This is a genomic window from Dyella flava (assembly GCF_016904955.1).
GTDB lineage: Bacteria > Pseudomonadota > Gammaproteobacteria > Xanthomonadales > Rhodanobacteraceae > Dyella_B > Dyella_B flava.
On the sequence record NZ_JADIKE010000038.1, the window covers coordinates 361,730 to 383,066 of the forward strand.

At 61.2% G+C, this 21,337-nt stretch carries 23 protein-coding genes; all 23 read left to right on the forward strand.

All coding sequences use genetic code 11. The features are described 5' to 3' along the window. The first annotated feature begins 150 nt into the window (after positions 1 to 150). The 23 genes from rplJ to rpsN all read left to right on the forward strand — a co-directional run bounded on the left by rplJ (position 151) and on the right by rpsN (position 21,270). On the forward strand, positions 151 to 672 hold the full coding sequence (gene rplJ / locus ISP19_RS17425; protein WP_204683676.1) for a 50S ribosomal protein L10: 522 nt from the start codon (positions 151 to 153) through the stop codon (positions 670 to 672). A 46-nt stretch (positions 673 to 718) separates the two neighbouring features. Beyond that, a complete protein-coding gene (gene rplL, locus ISP19_RS17430; RefSeq protein WP_204683677.1) occupies positions 719 to 1,090 on the forward strand; it encodes a 50S ribosomal protein L7/L12 in 372 nt (123 codons plus the stop codon). A gap of 376 nt (positions 1,091 to 1,466) precedes the next feature. Further along, positions 1,467 to 5,627 (forward strand): DNA-directed RNA polymerase subunit beta, encoded by a 4,161-nt coding sequence (gene rpoB / locus ISP19_RS17435; RefSeq protein ID WP_204683678.1) that lies wholly within the window; start codon positions 1,467 to 1,469, stop codon positions 5,625 to 5,627. Between the two features lie 25 nt (positions 5,628 to 5,652). Next, the gene (rpoC, locus tag ISP19_RS17440) at positions 5,653 to 9,864 is read left to right on the forward strand and encodes a DNA-directed RNA polymerase subunit beta' (protein ID WP_204683679.1); all 4,212 of its coding nucleotides are present in this window, start codon (positions 5,653 to 5,655) and stop codon (positions 9,862 to 9,864) included. Between the two features lie 176 nt (positions 9,865 to 10,040). Beyond that, positions 10,041 to 10,415 carry a 30S ribosomal protein S12 gene (rpsL, locus tag ISP19_RS17445; protein ID WP_115479997.1) on the forward strand — a complete coding sequence of 125 codons (375 nt, stop codon included), beginning with the start codon at positions 10,041 to 10,043 and terminating at the stop codon, positions 10,413 to 10,415. Positions 10,416 to 10,432: 17 nt separating this feature from the next. After that, positions 10,433 to 10,900 carry a 30S ribosomal protein S7 gene (gene rpsG / locus ISP19_RS17450; protein WP_128899618.1) on the forward strand — a complete coding sequence of 156 codons (468 nt, stop codon included), beginning with the start codon at positions 10,433 to 10,435 and terminating at the stop codon, positions 10,898 to 10,900. A 30-nt stretch (positions 10,901 to 10,930) separates the two neighbouring features. Further along, positions 10,931 to 13,057: an elongation factor G gene (gene fusA / locus ISP19_RS17455; RefSeq protein ID WP_204683680.1), complete on the forward strand. Its 2,127-nt coding sequence runs from the start codon at positions 10,931 to 10,933 to the stop codon at positions 13,055 to 13,057. A gap of 47 nt (positions 13,058 to 13,104) precedes the next feature. Then, entirely contained in the window at positions 13,105 to 14,295 is a 1,191-nt protein-coding gene (gene tuf / locus ISP19_RS17460) for an elongation factor Tu (protein ID WP_204678176.1), read from the forward strand. A 397-nt stretch (positions 14,296 to 14,692) separates the two neighbouring features. Next, entirely contained in the window at positions 14,693 to 15,004 is a 312-nt protein-coding gene (rpsJ, locus tag ISP19_RS17465) for a 30S ribosomal protein S10 (RefSeq protein WP_014402136.1), read from the forward strand. A gap of 20 nt (positions 15,005 to 15,024) precedes the next feature. Then, a complete protein-coding gene (gene rplC / locus ISP19_RS17470; protein ID WP_204683681.1) occupies positions 15,025 to 15,666 on the forward strand; it encodes a 50S ribosomal protein L3 in 642 nt (213 codons plus the stop codon). A gap of 11 nt (positions 15,667 to 15,677) precedes the next feature. Continuing rightward, the gene (gene rplD, locus ISP19_RS17475) at positions 15,678 to 16,280 is read left to right on the forward strand and encodes a 50S ribosomal protein L4 (RefSeq protein ID WP_204683682.1); all 603 of its coding nucleotides are present in this window, start codon (positions 15,678 to 15,680) and stop codon (positions 16,278 to 16,280) included. After that, positions 16,277 to 16,570, forward strand: coding sequence for a 50S ribosomal protein L23 (gene rplW / locus ISP19_RS17480; protein ID WP_204683683.1), 294 nt, complete (start codon positions 16,277 to 16,279; stop codon positions 16,568 to 16,570). Before rplD ends, rplW begins: the two co-directional genes overlap by 4 nt. Positions 16,571 to 16,587: 17 nt before the next feature. After that, complete coding sequence (gene rplB / locus ISP19_RS17485; protein WP_204683684.1) at positions 16,588 to 17,409, forward strand: 50S ribosomal protein L2; 822 nt, start codon at positions 16,588 to 16,590, stop codon at positions 17,407 to 17,409. Between the two features lie 12 nt (positions 17,410 to 17,421). Continuing rightward, positions 17,422 to 17,694, forward strand: a complete 273-nt coding sequence (gene rpsS, locus ISP19_RS17490) for a 30S ribosomal protein S19 (protein ID WP_115477112.1) — start codon at positions 17,422 to 17,424, stop codon at positions 17,692 to 17,694. After that, positions 17,694 to 18,029, forward strand: a complete 336-nt coding sequence (gene rplV, locus ISP19_RS17495) for a 50S ribosomal protein L22 (RefSeq protein WP_115477111.1) — start codon at positions 17,694 to 17,696, stop codon at positions 18,027 to 18,029. The genes rpsS and rplV overlap by 1 nt, the downstream gene beginning before the upstream one ends. A 13-nt stretch (positions 18,030 to 18,042) precedes the next feature. Then, positions 18,043 to 18,798 carry a 30S ribosomal protein S3 gene (gene rpsC, locus ISP19_RS17500; RefSeq protein ID WP_204683685.1) on the forward strand — a complete coding sequence of 252 codons (756 nt, stop codon included), beginning with the start codon at positions 18,043 to 18,045 and terminating at the stop codon, positions 18,796 to 18,798. Positions 18,799 to 18,809: 11 nt separating this feature from the next. Continuing rightward, entirely contained in the window at positions 18,810 to 19,223 is a 414-nt protein-coding gene (rplP, locus tag ISP19_RS17505; RefSeq protein ID WP_115477109.1) for a 50S ribosomal protein L16, read from the forward strand. Next, entirely contained in the window at positions 19,223 to 19,408 is a 186-nt protein-coding gene (gene rpmC, locus ISP19_RS17510; protein WP_109723395.1) for a 50S ribosomal protein L29, read from the forward strand. Before rplP ends, rpmC begins: the two co-directional genes overlap by 1 nt. A gap of 12 nt (positions 19,409 to 19,420) precedes the next feature. Continuing rightward, positions 19,421 to 19,681, forward strand: a complete 261-nt coding sequence (rpsQ, locus tag ISP19_RS17515; RefSeq protein ID WP_192556438.1) for a 30S ribosomal protein S17 — start codon at positions 19,421 to 19,423, stop codon at positions 19,679 to 19,681. A 15-nt stretch (positions 19,682 to 19,696) separates the two neighbouring features. Continuing rightward, positions 19,697 to 20,065, forward strand: coding sequence for a 50S ribosomal protein L14 (gene rplN / locus ISP19_RS17520; RefSeq protein ID WP_115477106.1), 369 nt, complete (start codon positions 19,697 to 19,699; stop codon positions 20,063 to 20,065). Positions 20,066 to 20,079: 14 nt separating this feature from the next. After that, a complete protein-coding gene (gene rplX, locus ISP19_RS17525; RefSeq protein WP_204683686.1) occupies positions 20,080 to 20,394 on the forward strand; it encodes a 50S ribosomal protein L24 in 315 nt (104 codons plus the stop codon). A gap of 12 nt (positions 20,395 to 20,406) precedes the next feature. Continuing rightward, positions 20,407 to 20,946: a 50S ribosomal protein L5 gene (gene rplE, locus ISP19_RS17530; protein ID WP_204683687.1), complete on the forward strand. Its 540-nt coding sequence runs from the start codon at positions 20,407 to 20,409 to the stop codon at positions 20,944 to 20,946. A gap of 18 nt (positions 20,947 to 20,964) precedes the next feature. After that, on the forward strand, positions 20,965 to 21,270 hold the full coding sequence (rpsN, locus tag ISP19_RS17535; protein ID WP_204683688.1) for a 30S ribosomal protein S14: 306 nt from the start codon (positions 20,965 to 20,967) through the stop codon (positions 21,268 to 21,270). Positions 21,271 to 21,337 lie beyond the last annotated feature (67 nt).

Sequence of the window (21,337 nt, forward strand, 5' to 3'; positions counted from 1 at the left end):
TCCACCTGGCCTGCGTAGATGGTGCTGCCCCTTCTGGAATCGCTCTGGAAAGGCCACCACCCGGGACTTTAGTCCCCGATGTCAAGGACGGCATCGCTCAGGACCGCAAGCGGCAGGAGCCGTAAGCGGAGTTCATAAGAGGAGTGAAACATGGCTCTGAATCTCTCTCAGAAGCAAGAAGTAGTCGCCGAACTGGCCGAAGTTGCCGCGAAGGCTCACTCCTTGGTCGCTGCCGAGTATGCAGGCACCACGGTCGAACAGATGACCGCGATGCGCAAGAAGGCTCGCGAGTCCGGTGTGTACTTGAAGGTTGTCAAGAACACGCTCGCCGCGCGCGCTGTTGCCGGTACCGAGTTCGAGGTCGTCAAGGACGCCTTGGCCGGTCCGCTGTTGTATGCATTCTCGACGGAAGAACCCGGCGCTGCCGGTCGTCTGATCAAGGAATTCGCCAAGAGCAACGACAAGCTGAAGGCGAAAGTTGTCTCGGTGGAAGGCAAGTTGCTGCCGGCTGCGCACGTTGAAGTGCTGGCCTCGCTGCCGACCCGCGAACAGGCCCTGGCCATGCTGGCCCGTGTGCTGGCCGAACCCGCTGCGATGTTTGCCCGTGCCGTCAAGGCCGTGGCCGACAAGCAGGGTGGCGGCGAAGCGCCGGCCGAAGCCGCGTCCGCCTAAGTTCGACGCCGATCTAAACCGAATCCATTTCCAGAGGTAAATCAAAATGTCCCTTTCCAACGAACAGATCGTTGAAGCCGTAGCCGCCAAGTCGCTCATGGAAGTGATGGAGCTGGTGAAGGCCATCGAAGAGAAGTTTGGCGTCTCCGCCGCTGCCCCGGTCGCGGTGGCCGCCGGTCCGGCCGCCGCTGGTCCGGCTGCTGAAGAGCAGACCGAATTCGACGTCATCCTGAAGAGTGCCGGCGACAAGAAGGTCGACGTGATCAAGGCCGTCCGCGCCATCACCGGCCTGGGCCTGAAGGAAGCGAAGGACCTGACCGAGTCGGGCGGCGTCGTGAAGGAAGCCGCTTCGAAGGAAGACGCTGCGAAGTTCAAGAAGGACCTCGAAGCTGCCGGCGCCACGGTCGAACTGAAGTAATTGGCGCTCTTGCGCGTCGTCAGTTTGACCTAGCGTCAAGCAAGCCTGGGGGCGCGAGTCCCCGGGCTTTGCCCGCTTCAATGATCCAGCTCCAGCTGAAGTTTTGTACGGAGCGACTCGCGGGCCATGGATGGTCCGTCGTGAACCAGGCGCCCAGGCGCTTGGTTCATTCAAGCCAGGTCCATGGACTTGGCAGGTCCAGAAAGGGCAGGAGCCCTTTATTGGACACATCAAGCACGGACGCTCTGGATGTCGGGCATCGCGAATAGGGTTTTATGAGCAAGAGCCACTATTCACGATCCCCCAGATCCAGGCTTTCCCAATTTAGCCGGTGTGTGCACCACCGGCGCCACAGCGAACCGAGGCGTCACCGACCATGACCTACTCGTTTACCGAGAAGAAGCGCATCCGCAAGGATTTCGGCAAGCGTCCGCCCGTACTGGGCGTACCCAACCTGCTGACCATCCAGACCGATTCCTACCGTGAATTCCTGCAGGAGTACGTTGCTCCCAAGCAGCGCGAAGACAAAGGTCTGCACGCCGCCTTGAAGTCGGTGTTCCCGATCGTGAGCTATTCGGGCAACGCCGCCCTTGAATATGTCGATTATCGTCTCGGCGAGCCGCCGTTCGACGAGCGCGAGTGCCGCAACCGCGGCATGACGTTCGGCGCGCCGTTGCGCGTCACCGTGCGTCTGGTGATCTACGACAAGGACAGCCCGGCCTCGAAGAAGGCCGTGAAGTACGTGAAGGAACAGGAAGTCTACATGGGCGAAATTCCGCTCATGACCGACACCGGTACCTTCATCATCAACGGCACCGAGCGCGTGATCGTGTCGCAGCTGCATCGTTCCCCGGGCGTGTTCTTCGATCACGACCGTGGCAAGACGCACAGCTCGGGCAAGCTCCTGTTCTCCGCCCGTGTGATTCCTTACCGCGGTTCCTGGCTCGATTTCGAGTTCGACCCGAAGGACGCGCTGTTTACCCGTATCGACCGTCGCCGCAAGCTGCCGGTGACGGTGCTGCTGCGCGCGTTGGGCTACAGCAACGAAGAGATGCTGAACATCTTCTTCGAGCACAACGTGTTCCACCTGGGCAAGAAGGGCGTTACCACGCTCGAACTCGTTGCCGAGCGTCTGCGCGGCGAAACGCTGAGCTTCGATCTGATGATCGGCGACAAGGTGCTGGTGGAAGCCGGCAAGCGTATTACCGCGCGCCATGTGCGTCAGCTTGCTGCCGAAAACATCACTGCGCTGGAAGTGCCGGACGACTATCCGGTCGGCCGCATCCTCGCCAACGATATCGTTGACGCGAAGACGGGTGAACTGCTGGCTTCGGCGAACGATGAAATCACCGCCGAACAGCTGGAAAACTTCCGCAAGGCCGGCATCGAGACGCTGCCGACCCTGTATGTGAACGACCTGGACCGCGGTGCGTACATCTCGCACACGCTGCGCATTGACAACACCAAGACGCAGCTTGAAGCGCTGGTGGAAATCTATCGCATGATGCGTCCGGGCGAGCCGCCGACCAAGGAAGCGGCGCAGAACCTGTTCTTCAATCTGTTCTTCACCTTCGATCGCTACGACTTGTCGGCTGTGGGCCGCATGAAGTTCAATCGTCGCGTCGGCCGCAAGGACATCCTCGGTCCGGGCGTGCTGTACGACTACAAGTACTTCGGCGATCGCAAGGAAGAGGAATCGCAGGCGCTCGTCGCTTCGCAGGGTGAAACCTCCGACATCCTCGACGTGCTGAAGGTGCTGATCGAGATCAAGAACGGCCACGGCACCGTGGACGACATCGATCACCTTGGCAACCGTCGTGTGCGTTCGGTCGGTGAAATGGCGGAGAACACCTTCCGCATCGGCTTGGTGCGCGTGGAGCGCGCCGTGCGCGAGCGCCTGTCGCTGGCCGAAGCCGATGGCTTGACCCCGCAGGACCTCATCAATGCCAAGCCGGTCGCGGCAGCAGTGAAGGAATTCTTCGGTTCTTCGCAGCTCTCGCAATTCATGGACCAGAACAACCCGCTGTCCGAAGTGACGCACAAGCGTCGCGTGTCCGCACTGGGCCCGGGCGGTTTGACCCGTGAGCGTGCCGGCTTCGAAGTGCGTGACGTGCATCCGACCCACTACGGCCGCGTCTGCACCATCGAGACGCCGGAAGGTCCGAACATCGGTCTGATCAACTCGCTCGCCGTGTATGCGCGCACCAACCAGTACGGCTTCCTCGAGACGCCGTACCGCAAGGTCGTGGACGGCAAGGTCACCAACCAGGTGGATTACCTGTCGGCGATCGAAGAGGGCGACCACGTGATCGCGCAGGCGAACTCGCCGCTCAGCAAGGATGGCGGCTTCGTCGAAGATTTCGTGTCCTGCCGTTTCCGCGGTGAATCCGAACTGCGTCCGTCATCCGAGATCAACTACATGGACGTCTCGCCGATGCAGACCGTGTCGGTCGCGGCGGCGCTGGTGCCGTTCCTCGAGCATGACGACGCGAACCGCGCGTTGATGGGCGCGAACATGCAGCGCCAGGCGGTGCCGACGTTGCGTTCGCAAACCCCGCTGGTGGGTACCGGCATCGAGCGCGCCGTGGCGCGCGACTCGGGTGTCATCACCAGCGCCAAGCGCGGTGGTGTGATCGATCAGGTCGATGCGGCCCGTATCGTGGTGCGCGTGAACGAGGAAGAAGTCGGCGAGAACGATGCCGGCGTCGACATCTACACGCTGACCAAGTACACCCGCTCCAACCAGAACACCAACCTCAACCAGCGTCCGCTGGTGAACGTGGGTGACATCGTGGCGAAGGGCGACACGCTGGCCGACGGCTCGTCGACCGACCTGGGCGAGCTTGCGCTCGGCCAGAACATGCTGATCGCGTTCATGCCGTGGAACGGCTACAACTTCGAAGACTCGATCCTGCTCTCCGAGCGCGTTGTACAGGAAGATCGCTACACCTCGATCCATATCGAGGAGCTGTCCTGCATCGCGCGCGACACCAAGCTGGGTGCCGAGGAAATCACCGCCGACATCCCGAACGTGGGTGAACAGGCGCTGGCTCGCCTGGACGAATCCGGCATCGTGTACATCGGTGCGGAAGTGAAGGCCGGCGACATCATGGTCGGCAAGGTCACGCCGAAGGGCGAAAGCCAGCTCACGCCGGAAGAGAAGCTGCTGCGTGCGATCTTCGGCGAGAAGGCGTCCGACGTGAAGGACAGCTCGCTGCGCGTGCCGCCGGGCATGGACGGCACCGTGATCGACGTGCAGGTGTTCACGCGCGACGGCATCGAGAAGGACAAGCGCGCGCGCCAGATCGAGGAAATGGAAATCAAGCGAATCCGCAAGGACTTCGACGACCAGTTCCGCATCCTCGAAGGCGCGATCTACAACCGTATGCGCGCGCAGTTGCTCGGCAAGGTCGCCAACAGCGGCCCAGCCGGCCTGAAGCGTGGCGCGGAAATCACCAACGAATACCTCGATGGCCTGAAGAAGGACGAGTGGTTCAAGATCAACGTCAAGGACGAGGAAGTCACCGAGTTCCTGGAGCGCGCAGCCGATCAGGTCAAGCGCCATAAGGAAGAGTTCGACAAGCGCTTCAAGGAGAAGCAGGGCAAGATCACCCAGGGTGACGATCTCGCGCCGGGCGTGCTCAAGATGGTCAAGGTGTTCCTGGCCGTGAAGCGCCGCATCCAGCCGGGCGACAAGATGGCCGGTCGCCACGGTAACAAGGGTGTGGTGTCCAACGTGGTGCCGGTGGAAGACATGCCGTACATGGCTGACGGCACGTCGATCGACATCTGCCTGAACCCGCTGGGCGTGCCTTCGCGTATGAACATCGGTCAGATTCTGGAAGTGCATCTTGGCTGGGCTGCAAAGGGCCTGGGCAGGAAGATCCAGCAGATGATCGAAGCGCAGGAGAAGGTGACGAAGATCCGCGAGTTCCTCGACCAGATCTACAACCACCATGTCGCTGGCGCAGTACAGCATGTCGACCTGAAGTCGCTCACCGATGAGGAAATCATCGCGTTGGCGAACAACCTGCAGGAAGGCGTGCCGATGGCTACCCCGGTGTTCGACGGTGCCGAGGAAACCGAGATCAAGGCGATGCTGAAGCTGGCGGGCCTGCCGGAATCCGGTCAGACCATGCTGTTCGACGGCCGTACCGGCGAGGCGTTCGATCGCCCGGTCACCGTCGGCTACATGCACTACCTGAAGCTCAACCACCTGGTCGACGACAAGATGCACGCCCGTTCGACCGGTCCGTACTCGCTGGTCACACAGCAGCCGCTGGGTGGTAAGGCGCAGTTCGGCGGTCAGCGTTTTGGCGAAATGGAAGTCTGGGCGCTGGAAGCCTACGGCGCGGCTTACACCTTGCAGGAAATGCTCACGGTGAAGTCCGACGACGTGCAGGGCCGCAACCAGATGTACAAGAACATCGTCGACGGCAACCACGAGATGGCGGCGGGCATGCCGGAATCCTTCAACGTGCTCGTGAAGGAAATCCGCTCGCTCGGCATCGACATCGACCTGGAAGAGATCAAGTAACCCGCGGGTTACAGGAGCTTATGCAATGAAAGATTTGCTCAATCTGTTCAATCAGCAGCGCACCACGCCTGAGTTCGATTCGATCAAGATCGCGCTGGCGTCGCCGGAGCTGATCCGTTCCTGGTCGTACGGCGAGGTGAAGAAGCCCGAAACGATCAACTACCGCACCTTCAAGCCGGAGCGTGATGGCCTGTTCTGCGCCGCCATCTTCGGCCCGGTGAAGGACTACGAGTGCCTGTGCGGCAAGTACAAGCGCATGAAGCATCGTGGCGTGGTCTGCGAAAAGTGCGGCACCGAAGTCACGCTCGCCAAGGTGCGCCGTGAACGCATGGGCCACATCGAGCTGGCCAGCCCCGTGGCGCATATCTGGTTCCTCAAGTCGCTGCCGTCGCGCATCGGCCTGATGCTGGACATGACCCTGCGTGACATCGAGCGCATCCTGTACTTCGAAGCCTTCGTGGTGATCGACCCAGGTTTGACGGCGCTCGAGCGCGGTCAGCTGCTGAGCGAAGACCAGTACCTCGAAGCCGTGGAAGAACACGGCGACGAGTTCGACGCCCGCATGGGTGCCGAAGCCGTGTACGAGCTGCTGAAGTCGCTGGATCTTCCGGGCGAAGTCATTCGCCTCAAGGAAGAGATCGCTTCCACCAACTCCGAAACCAAGCTCAAGCGCCTCACCAAGCGCGTCAAGCTAATCGAGGCCTTCCTTGAATCCGGCAATCGCCCGGAGTGGATGGTCATGACCGTGCTGCCCGTGCTGCCGCCGGACCTGCGTCCGCTGGTGCCGCTCGATGGTGGCCGTTTCGCGACCTCCGATCTGAACGATCTGTATCGTCGCGTCATCAACCGTAACAACCGCCTGAAGCGTCTGCTCGAACTCAATGCGCCCGACATCATCGTGCGCAACGAGAAGCGCATGCTGCAGGAATCGGTCGACGCGCTGATGGACAACGGCCGTCGTGGCCGCGCCATCACCGGCACCAACAAGCGTGCGCTGAAGTCGCTCGCCGACATGATCAAGGGCAAGCAGGGTCGCTTCCGTCAGAACCTGCTCGGCAAGCGCGTCGACTACTCGGGCCGTTCGGTGATCGTGGTCGGTCCGACGCTGCGCCTGCACCAGTGCGGCCTGCCGAAGAAGATGGCGCTGGAACTGTTCAAGCCCTTCATCTTCGCTAAGCTGCAGAACCGCGGTGAAGCCACCACGATCAAGGCGGCCAAGAAGCTGGTCGAGCGCGAAGAAGGCCAGGTGTGGGACATCCTCGAAGAGGTGATCCGCGAACATCCAGTGCTGCTCAACCGCGCGCCGACCCTGCACCGTCTTGGCATCCAGGCGTTCGAGCCGAAGCTGATCGAAGGCAAGGCCATCCAGCTGCATCCGCTGGTCTGTACCGCGTTCAACGCGGACTTCGACGGCGACCAGATGGCCGTGCACGTGCCGCTGTCGATCGAAGCGCAGCTTGAAGCGCGCGCGCTGATGATGTCGTCCAACAACATCCTCTCGCCCGCAAACGGTGAGCCGATCATCGTGCCGACGCAGGACGTGGTGCTGGGCCTGTACTACATGACGCGCGAACTGGTGAATGCGAAGGGCACTGGCATGGTGTTCTCCAGCATCGCCGAAGTGCGCCGTGCATACGACAACCGCGTCGTGCAGCTGCATGCCAAGATCAAGGTGCGCATGAAGCAGGTGCATGTGCACGACAACGGCGAGCGCACCAGCACGATCTCCCTGATGGATACCACCGTGGGTCGCGCGCTGCTGGCTGAAATCATGCCGGAAGGCCTGCCGTTCGAGCTGGCCAACACGGAGCTGTCGAAGAAGGCCATCTCGCGCCTGATCAACGCCAGCTACCGCCGCCTCGGCCTGAAGGACACCGTGGTCTTCGCCGACCACCTGATGTACACCGGTTTCCGTTTCGCGACGCGTGCCGGTATCTCGATCGGCATCGATGACATGATCATCCCGGCCGAGAAGAAGCCGATCCTGGAAGAGGCCGAGAAGGAAGTGGTCGAAATCCAGGAGCAGTACCAGTCGGGTCTGGTGACCGCCGGCGAGCGCTACAACAAGGTGGTCGACATCTGGTCGCGCACCAACGAGCAGGTGGCCAAGGCGATGATCGACGGTATCGGCACCGACAAGGTGACCGACGCCGAAGGCAAGACGGTCAACCAGAAGTCCATGAACTCGCTGTACATCATGGCCGACTCGGGCGCTCGTGGTTCGGTGGCGCAGATTCGTCAGCTTGCCGGTATGCGCGGCCTGATGGCGCGTCCGGACGGCTCGATTATCGAAACGCCGATCAAGGCGAACTTCCGCGAAGGCCTGAACGTTCTGCAGTACTTCAACTCGACGCACGGTGCTCGTAAGGGCCTGGCGGATACGGCGTTGAAGACGGCGAACTCCGGTTACCTGACTCGTCGTCTGGTGGACGTGGCGCAGGACGTGGTCATCACCTCGACCGATTGCGGTACCGAGGAAGGCCTGATCATGCAGCCGATCGTTGAAGGCGGTGACGTGGTCGAGCCGTTGCGCGAGCGTGTGCTCGGTCGTGTGGTGGCCGAGGATGTCTACGCGCCGGGTGGAGACGACGAGCCGATCGTCACGCGCAACACGCTGCTGGACGAAGCCCTGGTCGAGAAGCTCGACAAGGCAGGCGTGCAGTCGGTGTCGGTGCGTTCGTCCATCACCTGCCAGGCCGCTCATGGCGTTTGCGCGCTGTGCTACGGCCGCGATCTCGCACGTGGTCACCTGGTGAACATGGGTGAAGCCGTGGGCGTGGTGGCTGCGCAGTCAATCGGTGAGCCGGGTACCCAGCTGACCATGCGTACGTTCCACATCGGTGGTGCGGCGTCGCGTGCGGCTGCGGTCGACAACGTCTCGGTGAAGACCACCGGTACGCTGAAGTTCAACAACCTCAAGACCGTGCAGCACAACCAGGGTCACCTGGTGGCCGTGTCGCGTTCGGGCGAAGTGTCGGTGATCGACGCCAACGGCCGCGAGCGCGAGCGCTACAAGGTGCCTTACGGCGCCACCATTTCCGTCAAGGATGGCGCGCCGGTCAAGGCTGGCCAGGTCGTGGCGAACTGGGATCCGCACACCCATCCGATCGTGTCGGAAGTGGCCGGTACCGTGCGCTTTATCGACTTCATCGATGGCGTCACCGTGCAGAGCCAGACCGACGAACTCACCGGCCTGGAGTCGGCGGTGGTGACCGATCCGAAGCGTCGTGGTACCGCTGCCAAGGATCTGCGCCCGATCGTGCGCCTGGAAGACAGCAAGGGTCGTGAGCTCAAGCTGCCGGGTACTGACATCGCGGCGCAGTACTTCCTGCCGGCGGGTGCGATCGTGTCGATCCAGAACGGTGCCGAAGTGGGCGTGGGTGACGTGGTTGCCCGTATCCCGCAGGAAACCTCCAAGACCCGCGACATCACCGGTGGTCTGCCGCGCGTAGCTGACCTGTTCGAAGCCCGCAAGCCGAAGGAACCGGCGATTCTGGCGGAGCGCTCGGGCATCATCAGCTTCGGCAAGGACACCAAGGGCAAGCAGCGCCTGATCATCAAGGATGTGGACGGCAACGAGCACGAGGAGCTGATTCCGAAGTGGCGTCAGGTCATCGTGTTCGAAGGCGAACACGTGGAGAAGGGCGAAACCATCGTGGACGGCGAGCCCAATCCGCACGACATCCTGCGCCTGCTGGGTGTCGAGCCGCTGGCTGCCTATCTGGTCAAGGAAATCCAGGACGTCTACCGCCTGCAGGGTGTGAAGATCAACGACAAGCACATCGAAACGATCATTCGCCAGATGCTGCGCAAGGTCGAGATCACCGAGCCGGGCGAAAGCCACTACCTGCGCGGTGAGCAGGTGGAGCGCGTACGGATCAACGCCGAAAACGATCGTGCGGATGCCCGCAACGAGCGTCCGGCGGAGTTCCAGTCGGTGCTGCTGGGCATCACCAAGGCCTCGCTGGCCACCGAGTCGTTTATCTCGGCGGCTTCGTTCCAGGAGACCACCCGCGTCCTTACCGAGGCGGCGGTTCGTGGAACACGCGATACCTTGCGTGGTTTGAAGGAAAATGTTATTGTCGGCCGTCTGATTCCGGCAGGTACGGGTCTGGCGTATCACGCACAGCGTCATCGCCAGGGCGGTTTGACCGCTTCGGAGCTGGAAACCCTTTCCGGTTCCACTCAGGTCTCCTTTGCGGAGGCGCCGGTAGGCACTGATGCAAGTGTTGAGTAAGCCCCAAGCGGCTCTACTCGCCGACATACGAAATGAGGCGCATCGGATGCGCCTCGTGTTCGCGTCAAGGATGGCGGGCGTTTTCTTGCCTGAGGTGAGGCGCCCATGTTAAATTCCCGCTTCTCGGCAGACCGGATTATTCGGTCTGCCTTTATGTTTCCCAGGAATAGCTTCGCATGACGACAGTCAATCAGCTGGTGCGCAAATCCCGCAGCCCGAAGAGCTATAAGAGTGCTTCTCCGGCCCTGCAAAGCAGCCCGCAACGTCGCGGCGTCTGCACGCGCGTGTATACCACCACCCCGAAAAAGCCGAACTCGGCGCTGCGTAAGGTTGCCAAGGTGCGCCTGACCAACGGTTACGAGGTCATCAGCTACATCGGTGGCGAAGGCCACAATCTGCAGGAGCACTCGGTTGTGCTCATCCGTGGTGGCCGTGTGAAGGATCTGCCGGGTGTGCGTTACCACACCGTCCGCGGCAGCCTCGACTGCGCCGGCGTCACCAAGCGCCGCCAGGCTCGTTCGAAGTACGGCGCCAAGCGCCCGAAGAGCTAAGTTAAAGGACACGAAACATGTCGCGTAAAGGTTCCCATCCCGCCCGTCTGGTCCTGCCCGATCCCAAGCACGGCAGCCAGCTCATCGCCCGCTTCATCAACATGGTGATGAAGAGCGGCAAGAAGTCCGTCGCCGAAGCTATCGTCTACGGTGCGCTGGATCATCTCGGTGAAAAGCACGCCGAGCCGGTGCAGCTCGTCGAGAAGGCGCTGGGCAACATCGCCCCGGCCGTCGAGGTGAAGTCCCGTCGTGTGGGCGGCGCCACCTACCAGGTGCCGGTCGAAGTGCGCCCGGGTCGTCGTATGGCCTTGGCCATGCGCTGGGCGATCGAGGCCGCCCGCAAGCGTGGTGAAACGTCGATGCCGCGCAAGCTGGCTGCAGAATTGCTGGAAGCTTCCGAAAATCGCGGTGGTGCGATCAAGAAGCGTGAGGAAACGCACCGCATGGCGGAAGCCAACAAGGCCTTCTCGCACTATCGCTGGTAAGCAGTATCGTACGGATTCGAGGTTAGTACCGTGGCACGCACCACTCCCATCGAGCGCTATCGCAATTTCGGCATCATGGCCCACATCGATGCCGGGAAGACCACCACGACGGAGCGCATCCTGTTCTACACCGGCGTCAGTCACAAGATTGGCGAGGTGCATGACGGTGCCGCGACGATGGACTGGATGGAGCAGGAGCAGGAGCGTGGTATCACCATTACGTCGGCGGCAACGACGGCGTTCTGGAAAGGCATGGATCGCTCCTTGCCCGAACACCGCTTCAACATCATCGACACCCCTGGTCACGTGGACTTCACCATCGAAGTGGAGCGCTCGTTGCGTGTGCTCGATGGTGCGGTGTTCGTGCTCTGTGCCGTGGGTGGTGTGCAGCCGCAGTCGGAAACCGTCTGGCGCCAGGCCAACAAGTACAACGTGCCGCGCCTCGCATTCGTCAACAAGATGGACCGCACCGGTGCGAACTTCGACAAGGTTGTCGAACAGTTGAAGTCGCGCCTGGGCGCGAACCCGGTGCCGATGCAGGTGCCGATTGGTGCCGAAGACAACTTCGAAGGCGTGGTCGACCTGATCAAGATGAAGGCGATCGTCTGGGACATGGAATCCCAGGGCATGAAGTTTGAATACCGGGACATCCCGGCCAACCTGAAGGATGCAGCTGAAGCTGCGCGCAACTTCATGGTCGAGTCGGCTGCCGAGACCTCCGAAGAGCTGATGGACAAGTACCTGGAAGAGGGCAACCTCTCCGAGGAAGACATCATCGGTGGTCTTCGTGCGGGTACGCTGGCCAACAAGCTGATCCCGGTGTTCTGCGGTACTGCGTTCAAGAACAAGGGCGTGCAGGCGATGCTCGACGCAGTGATCCAGTTGCTGCCGTCGCCGGCTGATCGTCCACCGGTCAAGGGCATTGACGAAAACGAGAAGGAAGCGAGCCGTACCGCGGACGATAACGCGCCGTTCTCTTCGCTCGCGTTCAAGATCATGACCGATCCGTTTGTCGGTTCGCTCACCTTCTTCCGGGTCTACTCGGGTACGCTGAATTCCGGCGATGCCGTGTACAACCCGGTGAAGTCGAGGAAGGAACGCATCGGCCGCATCCTGCAGATGCATGCCAACGAGCGTCACGAAATCAAGGAAGTCCGCGCTGGCGATATCGCCGCGGCGGTCGGCCTGAAGGACGTCACCACTGGTGACACCCTGTGTTCACAGGATCACGTCATCACGCTGGAGCGCATGACGTTCCCGGAGCCGGTGATCTCGATGGCGGTCGAGCCGAAGACCAAGTCGGACCAGGAAAAGATGGGTATCGCGCTTGGCCGTCTGGCCGCGGAGGATCCGTCGTTCCGTGTGCGTACCGACGAAGAGTCTGGCCAGACCATCATCGCCGGCATGGGCGAGTTGCACCTGGACATCATCGTCGACCGCATGCGTCGCGAGTTCAACGTGGAAGCCAACGTCGGCAAGCCGCAGGTGGCCTATCGCGAAACCATTCAGGGCGCTTACAAGGCGGACTTCAAGCACGCCAAGCAGTCCGGTGGTAAGGGTCAGTACGGTCACGTGGTCATCGAGTTTTCGGCGATGAACGACGCTGATCGCAAGAACCCTGACGTAAAGGACGACTTCCTGTTCGTCAACGAAATTACCGGCGGTGTGGTTCCCAAGGAATACATTCCGTCAGTGGAAAAGGGTTTGCGCGAATCCATCACCAGCGGCCAGCTTGCTGGCTTCCCAGTGGTGGGTGTCAAGGCGAAGCTGGTGTTCGGTTCGTACCACGACGTTGACTCGTCGGAAATGGCCTTCAAGATCGCTGCCCATGGCGCGTTCAGGGAGCTCTTCAAGGAAGGCGCGAAGCAATCGCAGCCGATCTTGTTGGAGCCGATCATGAAGGTCGAAATCGTGACGCCCGAAGATTATCTCGGTGACGTCATGGGCGACGTGAGCCGTCGTCGTGGTGTGCTGCAGGGTTCTGACGATACGCCGTCGGGCAAGACCATCAACGCGATGATTCCGCTTGGTGAGATGTTCGGTTACGCCACGGCGCTTCGTTCGCAAACGCAAGGCCGTGCCACCTTTACGATGGAATTCGATCATTACGAACCGGCACCGAACAACATCGCCGAACAGGTCATGAAGAAGGCCTGATAAGGTTTTCTTCTCCAAACAACACAGTTCTTTCAGAGGTTTGAGTCATGGCAAAGGGTAAATTCGAACGCACCAAGCCGCACGTGAACGTGGGCACGATCGGTCACGTGGACCACGGCAAGACGACGCTGACGGCGGCGCTGACGAAGGTTGGCGCAGAGCGTTTCGGTGGTGAATTCAAGGCATACGACGCGATCGACGCGGCGCCGGAAGAGAAGGCGCGCGGTATTACGATCTCGACGGCGCACGTGGAATACGAATCGCCGAACCGCCACTACGCGCACGTGGACTGCCCGGGCCATGCTGACTACGTGAAGAACATGATCACGGGTGCGGCGCAGATGGACGGTGCGATCCTGGTGTGCTCGGCCGCGGACGGCCCGATGCCGCAGACGCGCGAACACATCCTGCTGTCGCGCCAGGTGGGCGTGCCGTACATTGTGGTGTTCCTGAACAAGGCCGACATGGTGGACGACGCCGAGCTGCTCGAGCTGGTGGAAATGGAAGTGCGCGAGCTGCTGAGCAAGTACGAATTCCCGGGCGACGACACCCCGATCATCAAGGGTTCGGCCAAGCTGGCGCTGGAAGGCGACCAGTCGGAAATCGGCGTGCCGGCGATCGTGGCGCTGGTGGACGCACTGGACAGCTACATTCCGGAGCCGGTGCGTGTGCTGGACAAGGCCTTCCTGATGCCGGTGGAAGACGTGTTCTCGATCTCCGGCCGCGGCACGGTGGTGACCGGTCGTGTGGAGACGGGCATCATCAAGGTCGGTGACGAAATCGAGATCGTGGGTCTGAAGCCGACGGTCAAGACCACGGTGACGGGCGTTGAAATGTTCCGCAAGCTGCTGGATCAGGGCCAGGCGGGCGACAACGTGGGTCTGCTGCTGCGCGGTACGAAGCGTGAAGACGTGGAGCGTGGCCAGGTGCTGGCCAAGCCGGGTTCGATCACGCCGCACACCGACTTCGAAGGCGAGATCTACGTGCTGTCGAAGGAAGAGGGTGGTCGTCATACGCCGTTCTTCAGCAACTACCGCCCGCAGTTCTACTTCCGTACGACGGACGTGACCGGTGCGATCAAGCTGCCGGAAGGTACGGAGATGGTGATGCCGGGTGACAACGTGAAGATCTCGGTGTCGCTGATTGCGCCGATCGCGATGAGCGAAGGTCTGCGCTTCGCGATCCGCGAAGGTGGCCGCACCGTCGGCGCCGGCGTCGTCGCCAAGATCACCAAGTAAGTCGCTGTACGGAAACTGCCTGCTTCGCAGGCAGTTTCTCGCAAGTGCTTGTCCTATAGCGAAAGATCCGCTATAGTCGCTGAGTTGACTTGCCGCACAACACATCGTGTTGTTGCGGTCTACCGCGAAATGAGGCACAGGAAGTGCTTCGAGTTCGCTAACAAGGACGTTGCGGGGATCTCCTGGTTCTAGAGCTAAGTCTCTGTTACTGAAGGGTTTCCGCGTTCGTTATATATCTGGGCAGGCCGGCATACGGCCTGCCCGGCGTTTTGGAGTCTTTCGGGCGGCAAAAAGATCCGGATGGCTTGTTGTAAGACTTGCAGTGCAATGGGTTGTGCGAGGCGGTGAGAAGCCACCTCGGTTCACAGATTTGTTCTTTAGATAACAGGACACGGTTATGGCGAACCAAAAGATTCGCATTCGGCTCAAGGCGTTCGATCATCGTCTGATCGACCGTTCGGCCAGCGAAATCGTCGAGACGGCCAAGCGCACCGGCGCTACGGTTCTCGGTCCGATTCCGCTTCCGACCAAGATCGAGCGCTACACCATTCTGGTGTCGCCGCACGTCGACAAAGACGCTCGCGATCAGTACGAAACCCGCACTCACAAGCGCGTGCTGGATATCGTCGATCCCAACGACAAGACCGTGGACGCGCTCATGAAGCTTGATCTCGCCGCTGGCGTAGATGTTCAGATCAAGCTCGGTTGAGCGATAGACAGGATACGAACATGAGTATCGGACTGGTTGGCCGCAAGTGCGGCATGAGCCGACTCTTCACCGAAGACGGACGCTCGATTCCGGTGACGCTGATCGAAGCGACGCCGAACCGCGTGACGCAGGTGAAGACGGAAGATAACGATGGTTACAGCGCAGTGCAGGTTGCTGCCGGCGTCAAGCGCGCCAGCTTGCTGAATGCCGCTGAGAAGGGTCACTACGCCAAGGCGAAGGTTGAGCCGGGTCGTGGCCTCTGGGAATTCCGCTTGAATGCGGCTGACCTCGGTAAATATGCCGTGGGCGCCGAAATCAAGGCTGAGGAAGTGTTCCAGGTCGGCCAGATTGTCGACGTGGCCGGCGTCAGCAAGGGTAAGGGCTTCCAGGGCACCATCAAGCGCCACAACTTCAAGATGGGTGACGCTACCCACGGTAACTCGCTGTCGCATCGTGCGCCGGGTTCTATCGGTCAGCGTCAGACTCCGGGTCGCGTGTTCCCGGGCAAGAAGATGTCCGGCCACATGGGCGCGGTGAATCGCACCCAGCAGGGGTTGGAAGTGGTCAAGATCGACGCCGAGCGTCATCTGATCGCGGTCAAGGGCGCGGTACCGGGTGCGACCGGTGGCGACGTCGTGATCCGCCCGACCACCAAGGGTTGAGGAGAAACGGCATGGAACTGAATGTTATTGGCGCCAAGCCGCTCAGCGTGTCGGACGATGTGTTCGGTGGCGAGTTCAAGCAGGCCCTGATTCACCAGGTGGTCGTTGCCTATCAGGCAGGCGGTCGCGCGGGTACCAAGGCGCAGCTCTCGCGCGGCGACCTGTCCGGTACCACCAAGAAGTTCAAGAAGCAGAAGGGCGGTGGCGCCCGTCACGGTGACTACCGTGCCCCGATTTTCGTGGGCGGTGGTGTGACGTTCGCGGCCAAGCCCCGTAGCTACGAGCAGAAGGTCAACCGCAAGGCTTATCGCGTGGCGATTCGCTCCATTCTTTCGGAGCTGAACCGTCAGGGGCGTCTAAAGGTAGTCGAGAGCTTCAACATCGATACCCCGAAGACCAAGTCGATGGTAGCCAAGCTGGCCGAACTGCAGGTTTCAGGCCGCGTGCTGCTGGTGTCGGAAGATGCCAACGAAGCGCTGTTCCTGGCTTCGCGCAACATCCCGTACCTCCATGTGGTGGACGTGGTGGCGCTGAATCCGGTCAGCCTGGTCGGTTCCGACCACGTGGTGATGACCGTTGAAGCGGTCAAGAAGGTCGAGGAGTGGCTGGCATGAGCAACGAACGCATTCTCAATACGCTGCGCGCGCCGCATATTTCCGAAAAAGCGGCCCGTCTTGCCGAGAACAACCAGTACGTTTTCGTGGTTGCCCCCGAGGCAACCAAGGCCGATGTCCGTGCAGCGGTCGAGAAGATGTTCGACGTCAAAGTCGAGCAGGTGAACCTCGTCAATGCCAAGGGCAAGGTCAAGTCCTTCCGTTTCCGAGCGGGCAGCCGCCAGGGCAAGCGCAAGGCTTACGTCCGTCTCGCCGAAGGCCAGACGATCGACGTGGCCGCGAAGGCCTGAGCCAGGAGTTCTGACAGATGGCACTAATCAATCACAAGCCAACCTCGCCGGGTCGTCGTGACGCTGTCAGCGTCCGCACCGAGGGGCTGCACAAGGGCGCTCCGTACGCGCCGCTGACCGAAAGCCAGTCGAAGACGGGTGGTCGCAACCATTTCGGTCGCATCACCACGCGTCATCGCGGCGGCGGTCACAAGCAGGCTTATCGCATCATCGATTTCAAGCGCGACAAAGAAGGCATCGCTGCCAAGGTTGAGCGTCTGGAATACGATCCGAACCGCACCGCGCACATCGCACTGCTGTGCTATGCCGACGGCGAGCGCCGCTACATCATCGCGCCGGCCGGCGTGGCGGTGGGTGACCGTGTCGTGTCGGGTCACGATGCCCCGATCAAGGTCGGCAACAGCCTGCCGCTGCGCAATATTCCGGTCGGTTCGACGGTGCACTGCGTGGAAATGAAGCCTGGCAAGGGTGCGCAGATCGCGCGTTCGGCTGGTGCCTCGGTACAGCTGATTGCCCGCGAATCCGGTTACGCCACGCTGCGTCTGCGCTCCGGCGAAATGCGCCGTGTGCCGGTCGATTGCCGCGCCACCATTGGTGAGGTCGGTAACTCCGAGCACAGCCTGCGCAAGCTCGGCAAGGCTGGTGCTACCCGCTGGAAGGGCATTCGCCCGACCGTCCGCGGTGTGGTGATGAACCCGGTCGACCACCCGCATGGTGGTGGTGAAGGCAAGACCTCCGGCGGCCGTCATCCGGTCAGCCCGTGGGGCACGCCGACCAAGGGTTACAAGACCCGTAACAACAAGCGCACGCAGCAGTTCATCGTGCGTCGTCGCAAGTAATAGGAAACCGTCATGCCGCGTTCTTTAAAGAAAGGTCCCTTTGTCGACCTTCACCTCGTGAAGAAGGTGGAAGCTGCGGTTTCCACTAACTCCAAGCGTCCGATCAAGACCTGGTCGCGTCGCTCCATGATCCTGCCGGAAATGGTGGGATTGACCATCGCCATCCATAACGGTCGCCAGCACGTGCCGGTGCTCGTCAACGAAAACATGGTCGGGCACAAGCTCGGCGAGTTTGCCGTGACGCGCACTTTCAAGGGCCATGGCGGCGATAAGAAGGGCAAGTGATGAGCACCGAAGCCAAAGCGATCCTGCGCAGCGCTCGCATTTCAGCGCAGAAGGCACGCCTGGTAGCTGACCTGGTCCGCGGTATGCCCGTGGGCCGTGCCAGCGACGTGCTCCAGTTCACCAATAAGAAAGCCGCACACATGGTTCGTAAAGTGCTGCTTTCGGCCGTCGCCAACGCCGAGAACAATCTGGGCGCGGACGTCGATGAACTGAAAGTCTCGAAGATCTTCGTTGATGAAGGTCCGGCAATGAAGCGTATGCATGCCCGCGCCAAAGGCCGCGGTTCGCGCATCCTGAAGCGCACGAGCCACATCACTGTGGTCGTTGGTAACTAAGAGGACGTAGACGATGGGTCATAAAGTTCATCCCACCGGTATCCGCCTCGGCATTGCCAAGGATTGGAACTCGAAGTGGTACGCCAATAAGGGCGAATTCGCCCAGTACCTCGCTGCCGACCTGAAGGTCCGCGAGATGCTGCGCAAGAAGCTGGCTGCCGCCGGTATCTCGAAGATCCTGATCGAGCGTCCGGCCAAGACTGCCCGCGTGACGATCCACACCGCCCGTCCGGGCGTGGTGATCGGCAAGAAGGGCGAAGATATCGAAAAGCTGCGCAAGGAAGTCAGCGACATGATGGGCGTTCCGGCGCACATCAATGTCAACGAAGTGCGCAAGCCCGAGATCGATGCCCAGCTGGTCGCCGAGTCGATTGCTCAGCAGCTCGAGCGCCGCATCATGTTCCGTCGCGCCATGAAGCGCGCCGTGGGCAACGCGATGCGCCTGGGTGCGCTGGGTATCAAGATCAACGTGTCCGGTCGTTTGAACGGCGCCGAGATCGCCCGCTCCGAGTGGAGCCGCGAAGGTCGCGTGCCGCTGCACACGCTGCGTGCGGACATCGACTACGGCACCGCCGAAGCGAAAACCACCTACGGCATCATCGGTATCAAGGTCTGGATCTATAAGGGCGAAATCTTCGACCTGACCCAGGTCGGCCAGGAGCCGAAGGAAGAGCAGAACGCACAGCCGCGTCGTGAGCGCGAGGGTGGCGAGGGCCGTCGTGAAGGTCGTCGCGAGGGCGGTGAAGGCCGTCGCGAGCGGACGAAGTAAGGAGAGTTGCCATGTTGCAACCCAAGCGAACCAAATACCGCAAGCAGTTCAAGGGCCGCAATGACGGCCTGGCATTTAGCGCCAACCTCGTCAGCTTTGGCGAGTATGGCCTTAAGGCCACCACGCACGGTGCGCTTACCGCGCGTCAGATCGAAGCGGCTCGTCGTTGCATCACGCGTTTCGTGAAGCGCGGCGGCAAGTTGTGGATCCGCGTGTTCCCGGACAAGCCGATCACCAAGAAGCCGATCGAAGTCCGAATGGGCGCCGGTAAGGGTGGCGTGGAGTACTGGGTCGCACCGATCCAGCCGGGCCGCATGCTTTATGAAATCGAGGGTGTCGACGAGGCCACCGCGCGCGAGGCGTTCCGCCTGGCCGCCGCCAAGTTGTCGGTGCAGACCCAGTTTGTATCCAGGGCGGTGATGTGATGGCCATCAAAGACCTAACAACCAAGTCGGCCGAGGAGCTGAAGCAGCACCTGCTGGACCTTCGCAAGGAGCAGTTCAATCTGCGCATGCAGAAGGGCACCGGTCAGCTCAGCCAGCCGCACCAGCTGCGCCGTGTTCGGCGCGATATCGCCCGCACGAAGTTCGTGCTCGGCGGCAAGAAGTAAGGGACGGCCGACATGAGCGACAACAACAAACAGGTGCGTACCCTCGAGGGTCGCGTCATTAGCAACAAGATGGAAAAGACGGTCACCGTACTGATCGAGCGCCAGGTGCAGCATCCGCTGCTGGGCAAGATCGTGCGTCGTTCCACCAAGCTCCACGCGCAGAACGATCTTGGCGCGAATGAGGGCGACGTGGTGCGCATCGCGGAATGCCGTCCGCTTTCCAAGACCAAACATCACCGCGTGGTCGAAATCGTCACGCGCGCCGAAGCGTAAGGGGAGGGTGCAGACATGATCCAGATGCAAAGCACGCTTTCCGCCGCCGACAACAGCGGCGCCAAGGAACTGATGTGCATCAAGGTGCTCGGCGGCTCCAAGCGCCGTTACGCCGCGATCGGTGACGTTATCAAGGTCACCGTGAAGGATGCCATTCCGCGTGGCAAGGTGAAGAAGGGCGAGGTCTATAACGCCGTGGTGGTTCGTACCGCCAAGGGTGTGCGCCGCGCCGACGGTTCGCTGATCCGTTTCGACGGTAACGCGGCCGTACTCCTCAACAACAAGCTCGAGCCGATCGGAACCCGTATCTTCGGGCCCGTGACCCGTGAGCTGCGCGGCGAGAAGTTCATGAAGATCGTCTCGCTCGCACCCGAAGTGCTCTGAGGCGGAGAAGAACCATGAACCGTATCCGCAAGGGTGATCAGGTCCTCGTGATCACCGGTAAAAACAAAGGTCAGCGCGGCGACGTGCTGCGCGTTGAAGGCGATCGCGTGTTCGTCTCCAACGTCAACCTGGTCAAGCGCCACACCAAGCCGAATCCGCAGGCCAACCAGGCCGGCGGCATCGTTGAGCGTGAAGCTTCGATCCATATCTCCAATGTGCAGCTGTTCAACCCCGCCACGAACAAGGGTGAACGCGTTGGTGCCAAGACGCTCGCAGATGGGCGCAAGGTCCGCGTGTTCCGTTCGTCTGGCGAGGTCGTGGACGCGTAAGGAACACAAGTCATGACGCGCCTTGAAAACTTTTACAAAGAACAGGTCATCAAAAAGCTCACCGAGCGTTTTGGTTACCAGAACGTGATGCAGGTTCCCCGCATCACCAAGATCACGCTGAACATGGGCGTGGGTGAAGCTGCCGGCAACAAGAAAGTGCTCGAAAATGCCGTGGCTGATATGACCAAGATCGCCGGTCAGAAGCCGATTACGACCAAGGCGCGCGTGTCCGTGGCCTCGTTCAAGATCCGTGACGGCTGGCCGATCGGCTGCAAGGTCACCCTGCGCCGTGCCCAGATGTGGGAATTTCTGGATCGCCTGATCAATATCTCGCTGCCCCGCGTCCGCGACTTCCGCGGCGTCTCGGGTCGCGCCTTCGACGGCCGTGGTAACTACAACTTCGGCGTCAAGGAACAGATCATCTTCCCGGAAATCGACTTTGACGCCATCGACGCCGTGCGCGGTATGGATATCTCCATCACCACCACCGCCAAGACCGACGAAGAAGCCAAGGCGCTGCTTGAGGCCTTCAGCTTCCCGTTCCGCAACTAAGAGAGTCGCGAGAGATTTATGGCAAAGACCTCCATGGTTAACCGCGATATCAAGCGGACCAAGCTCGTCCAGAAGTACGCTGCCAAGCGTGCTGAACTGAAGGCGATCGTGCTGAACCCGAAGTCCTCGTACGAGGACAAGATGGAAGCGCAGGCCAAGCTGCAGAAGCTGCCGCGTGATGCCAGCCCGAGCCGTCAGCGTAACCGTTGCGAACTGTCCGGCCGTCCGCGTGGCGTGTATCGCAAGTTCGGTCTCGGCCGTAACAAGCTGCGCGAAGCCACCATGCGCGGTGACGTTCCGGGCCTGCGCAAGGCTAGCTGGTAAGTGTTTTAAGGGCGCCCCTGCCCCTGGCGGGCGGAGGGCTGCCAGACCCGGCGGCATGGCGACATGC

Excerpts from the sequence above, each read along its gene's own strand:
- rpsN (WP_204683688.1), top strand. The coding sequence starts at position 20,965 with ATGGCAAAGACCTCCATGGTTAACCGCGATATCAAGCGGACCAAGCTC.
- rplL (WP_204683677.1), top strand. The coding sequence starts at position 719 with ATGTCCCTTTCCAACGAACAGATCGTTGAAGCCGTAGCCGCCAAGTCG.
- rpsL (WP_115479997.1), top strand. The coding sequence starts at position 10,041 with ATGACGACAGTCAATCAGCTGGTGCGCAAATCCCGCAGCCCGAAGAGC.
- rpsC (WP_204683685.1), top strand. The coding sequence starts at position 18,043 with ATGGGTCATAAAGTTCATCCCACCGGTATCCGCCTCGGCATTGCCAAG.
- rplD (WP_204683682.1), top strand. The coding sequence starts at position 15,678 with ATGGAACTGAATGTTATTGGCGCCAAGCCGCTCAGCGTGTCGGACGAT.
- rplX (WP_204683686.1), top strand. The coding sequence starts at position 20,080 with ATGAACCGTATCCGCAAGGGTGATCAGGTCCTCGTGATCACCGGTAAA.
- rplJ (WP_204683676.1), top strand. The coding sequence starts at position 151 with ATGGCTCTGAATCTCTCTCAGAAGCAAGAAGTAGTCGCCGAACTGGCC.
- rpsG (WP_128899618.1), top strand. The coding sequence starts at position 10,433 with ATGTCGCGTAAAGGTTCCCATCCCGCCCGTCTGGTCCTGCCCGATCCC.
- rplC (WP_204683681.1), top strand. The coding sequence starts at position 15,025 with ATGAGTATCGGACTGGTTGGCCGCAAGTGCGGCATGAGCCGACTCTTC.
- rplB (WP_204683684.1), top strand. The coding sequence starts at position 16,588 with ATGGCACTAATCAATCACAAGCCAACCTCGCCGGGTCGTCGTGACGCT.
- rpsQ (WP_192556438.1), top strand. The coding sequence starts at position 19,421 with ATGAGCGACAACAACAAACAGGTGCGTACCCTCGAGGGTCGCGTCATT.
- rplN (WP_115477106.1), top strand. The coding sequence starts at position 19,697 with ATGATCCAGATGCAAAGCACGCTTTCCGCCGCCGACAACAGCGGCGCC.
- rpsS (WP_115477112.1), top strand. The coding sequence starts at position 17,422 with ATGCCGCGTTCTTTAAAGAAAGGTCCCTTTGTCGACCTTCACCTCGTG.
- rpoC (WP_204683679.1), top strand. The coding sequence starts at position 5,653 with ATGAAAGATTTGCTCAATCTGTTCAATCAGCAGCGCACCACGCCTGAG.
- rpsJ (WP_014402136.1), top strand. The coding sequence starts at position 14,693 with ATGGCGAACCAAAAGATTCGCATTCGGCTCAAGGCGTTCGATCATCGT.
- rpoB (WP_204683678.1), top strand. The coding sequence starts at position 1,467 with ATGACCTACTCGTTTACCGAGAAGAAGCGCATCCGCAAGGATTTCGGC.
- rplW (WP_204683683.1), top strand. The coding sequence starts at position 16,277 with ATGAGCAACGAACGCATTCTCAATACGCTGCGCGCGCCGCATATTTCC.
- tuf (WP_204678176.1), top strand. The coding sequence starts at position 13,105 with ATGGCAAAGGGTAAATTCGAACGCACCAAGCCGCACGTGAACGTGGGC.
- rplP (WP_115477109.1), top strand. The coding sequence starts at position 18,810 with ATGTTGCAACCCAAGCGAACCAAATACCGCAAGCAGTTCAAGGGCCGC.
- rplV (WP_115477111.1), top strand. The coding sequence starts at position 17,694 with ATGAGCACCGAAGCCAAAGCGATCCTGCGCAGCGCTCGCATTTCAGCG.
- rpmC (WP_109723395.1), top strand. The coding sequence starts at position 19,223 with ATGGCCATCAAAGACCTAACAACCAAGTCGGCCGAGGAGCTGAAGCAG.
- rplE (WP_204683687.1), top strand. The coding sequence starts at position 20,407 with ATGACGCGCCTTGAAAACTTTTACAAAGAACAGGTCATCAAAAAGCTC.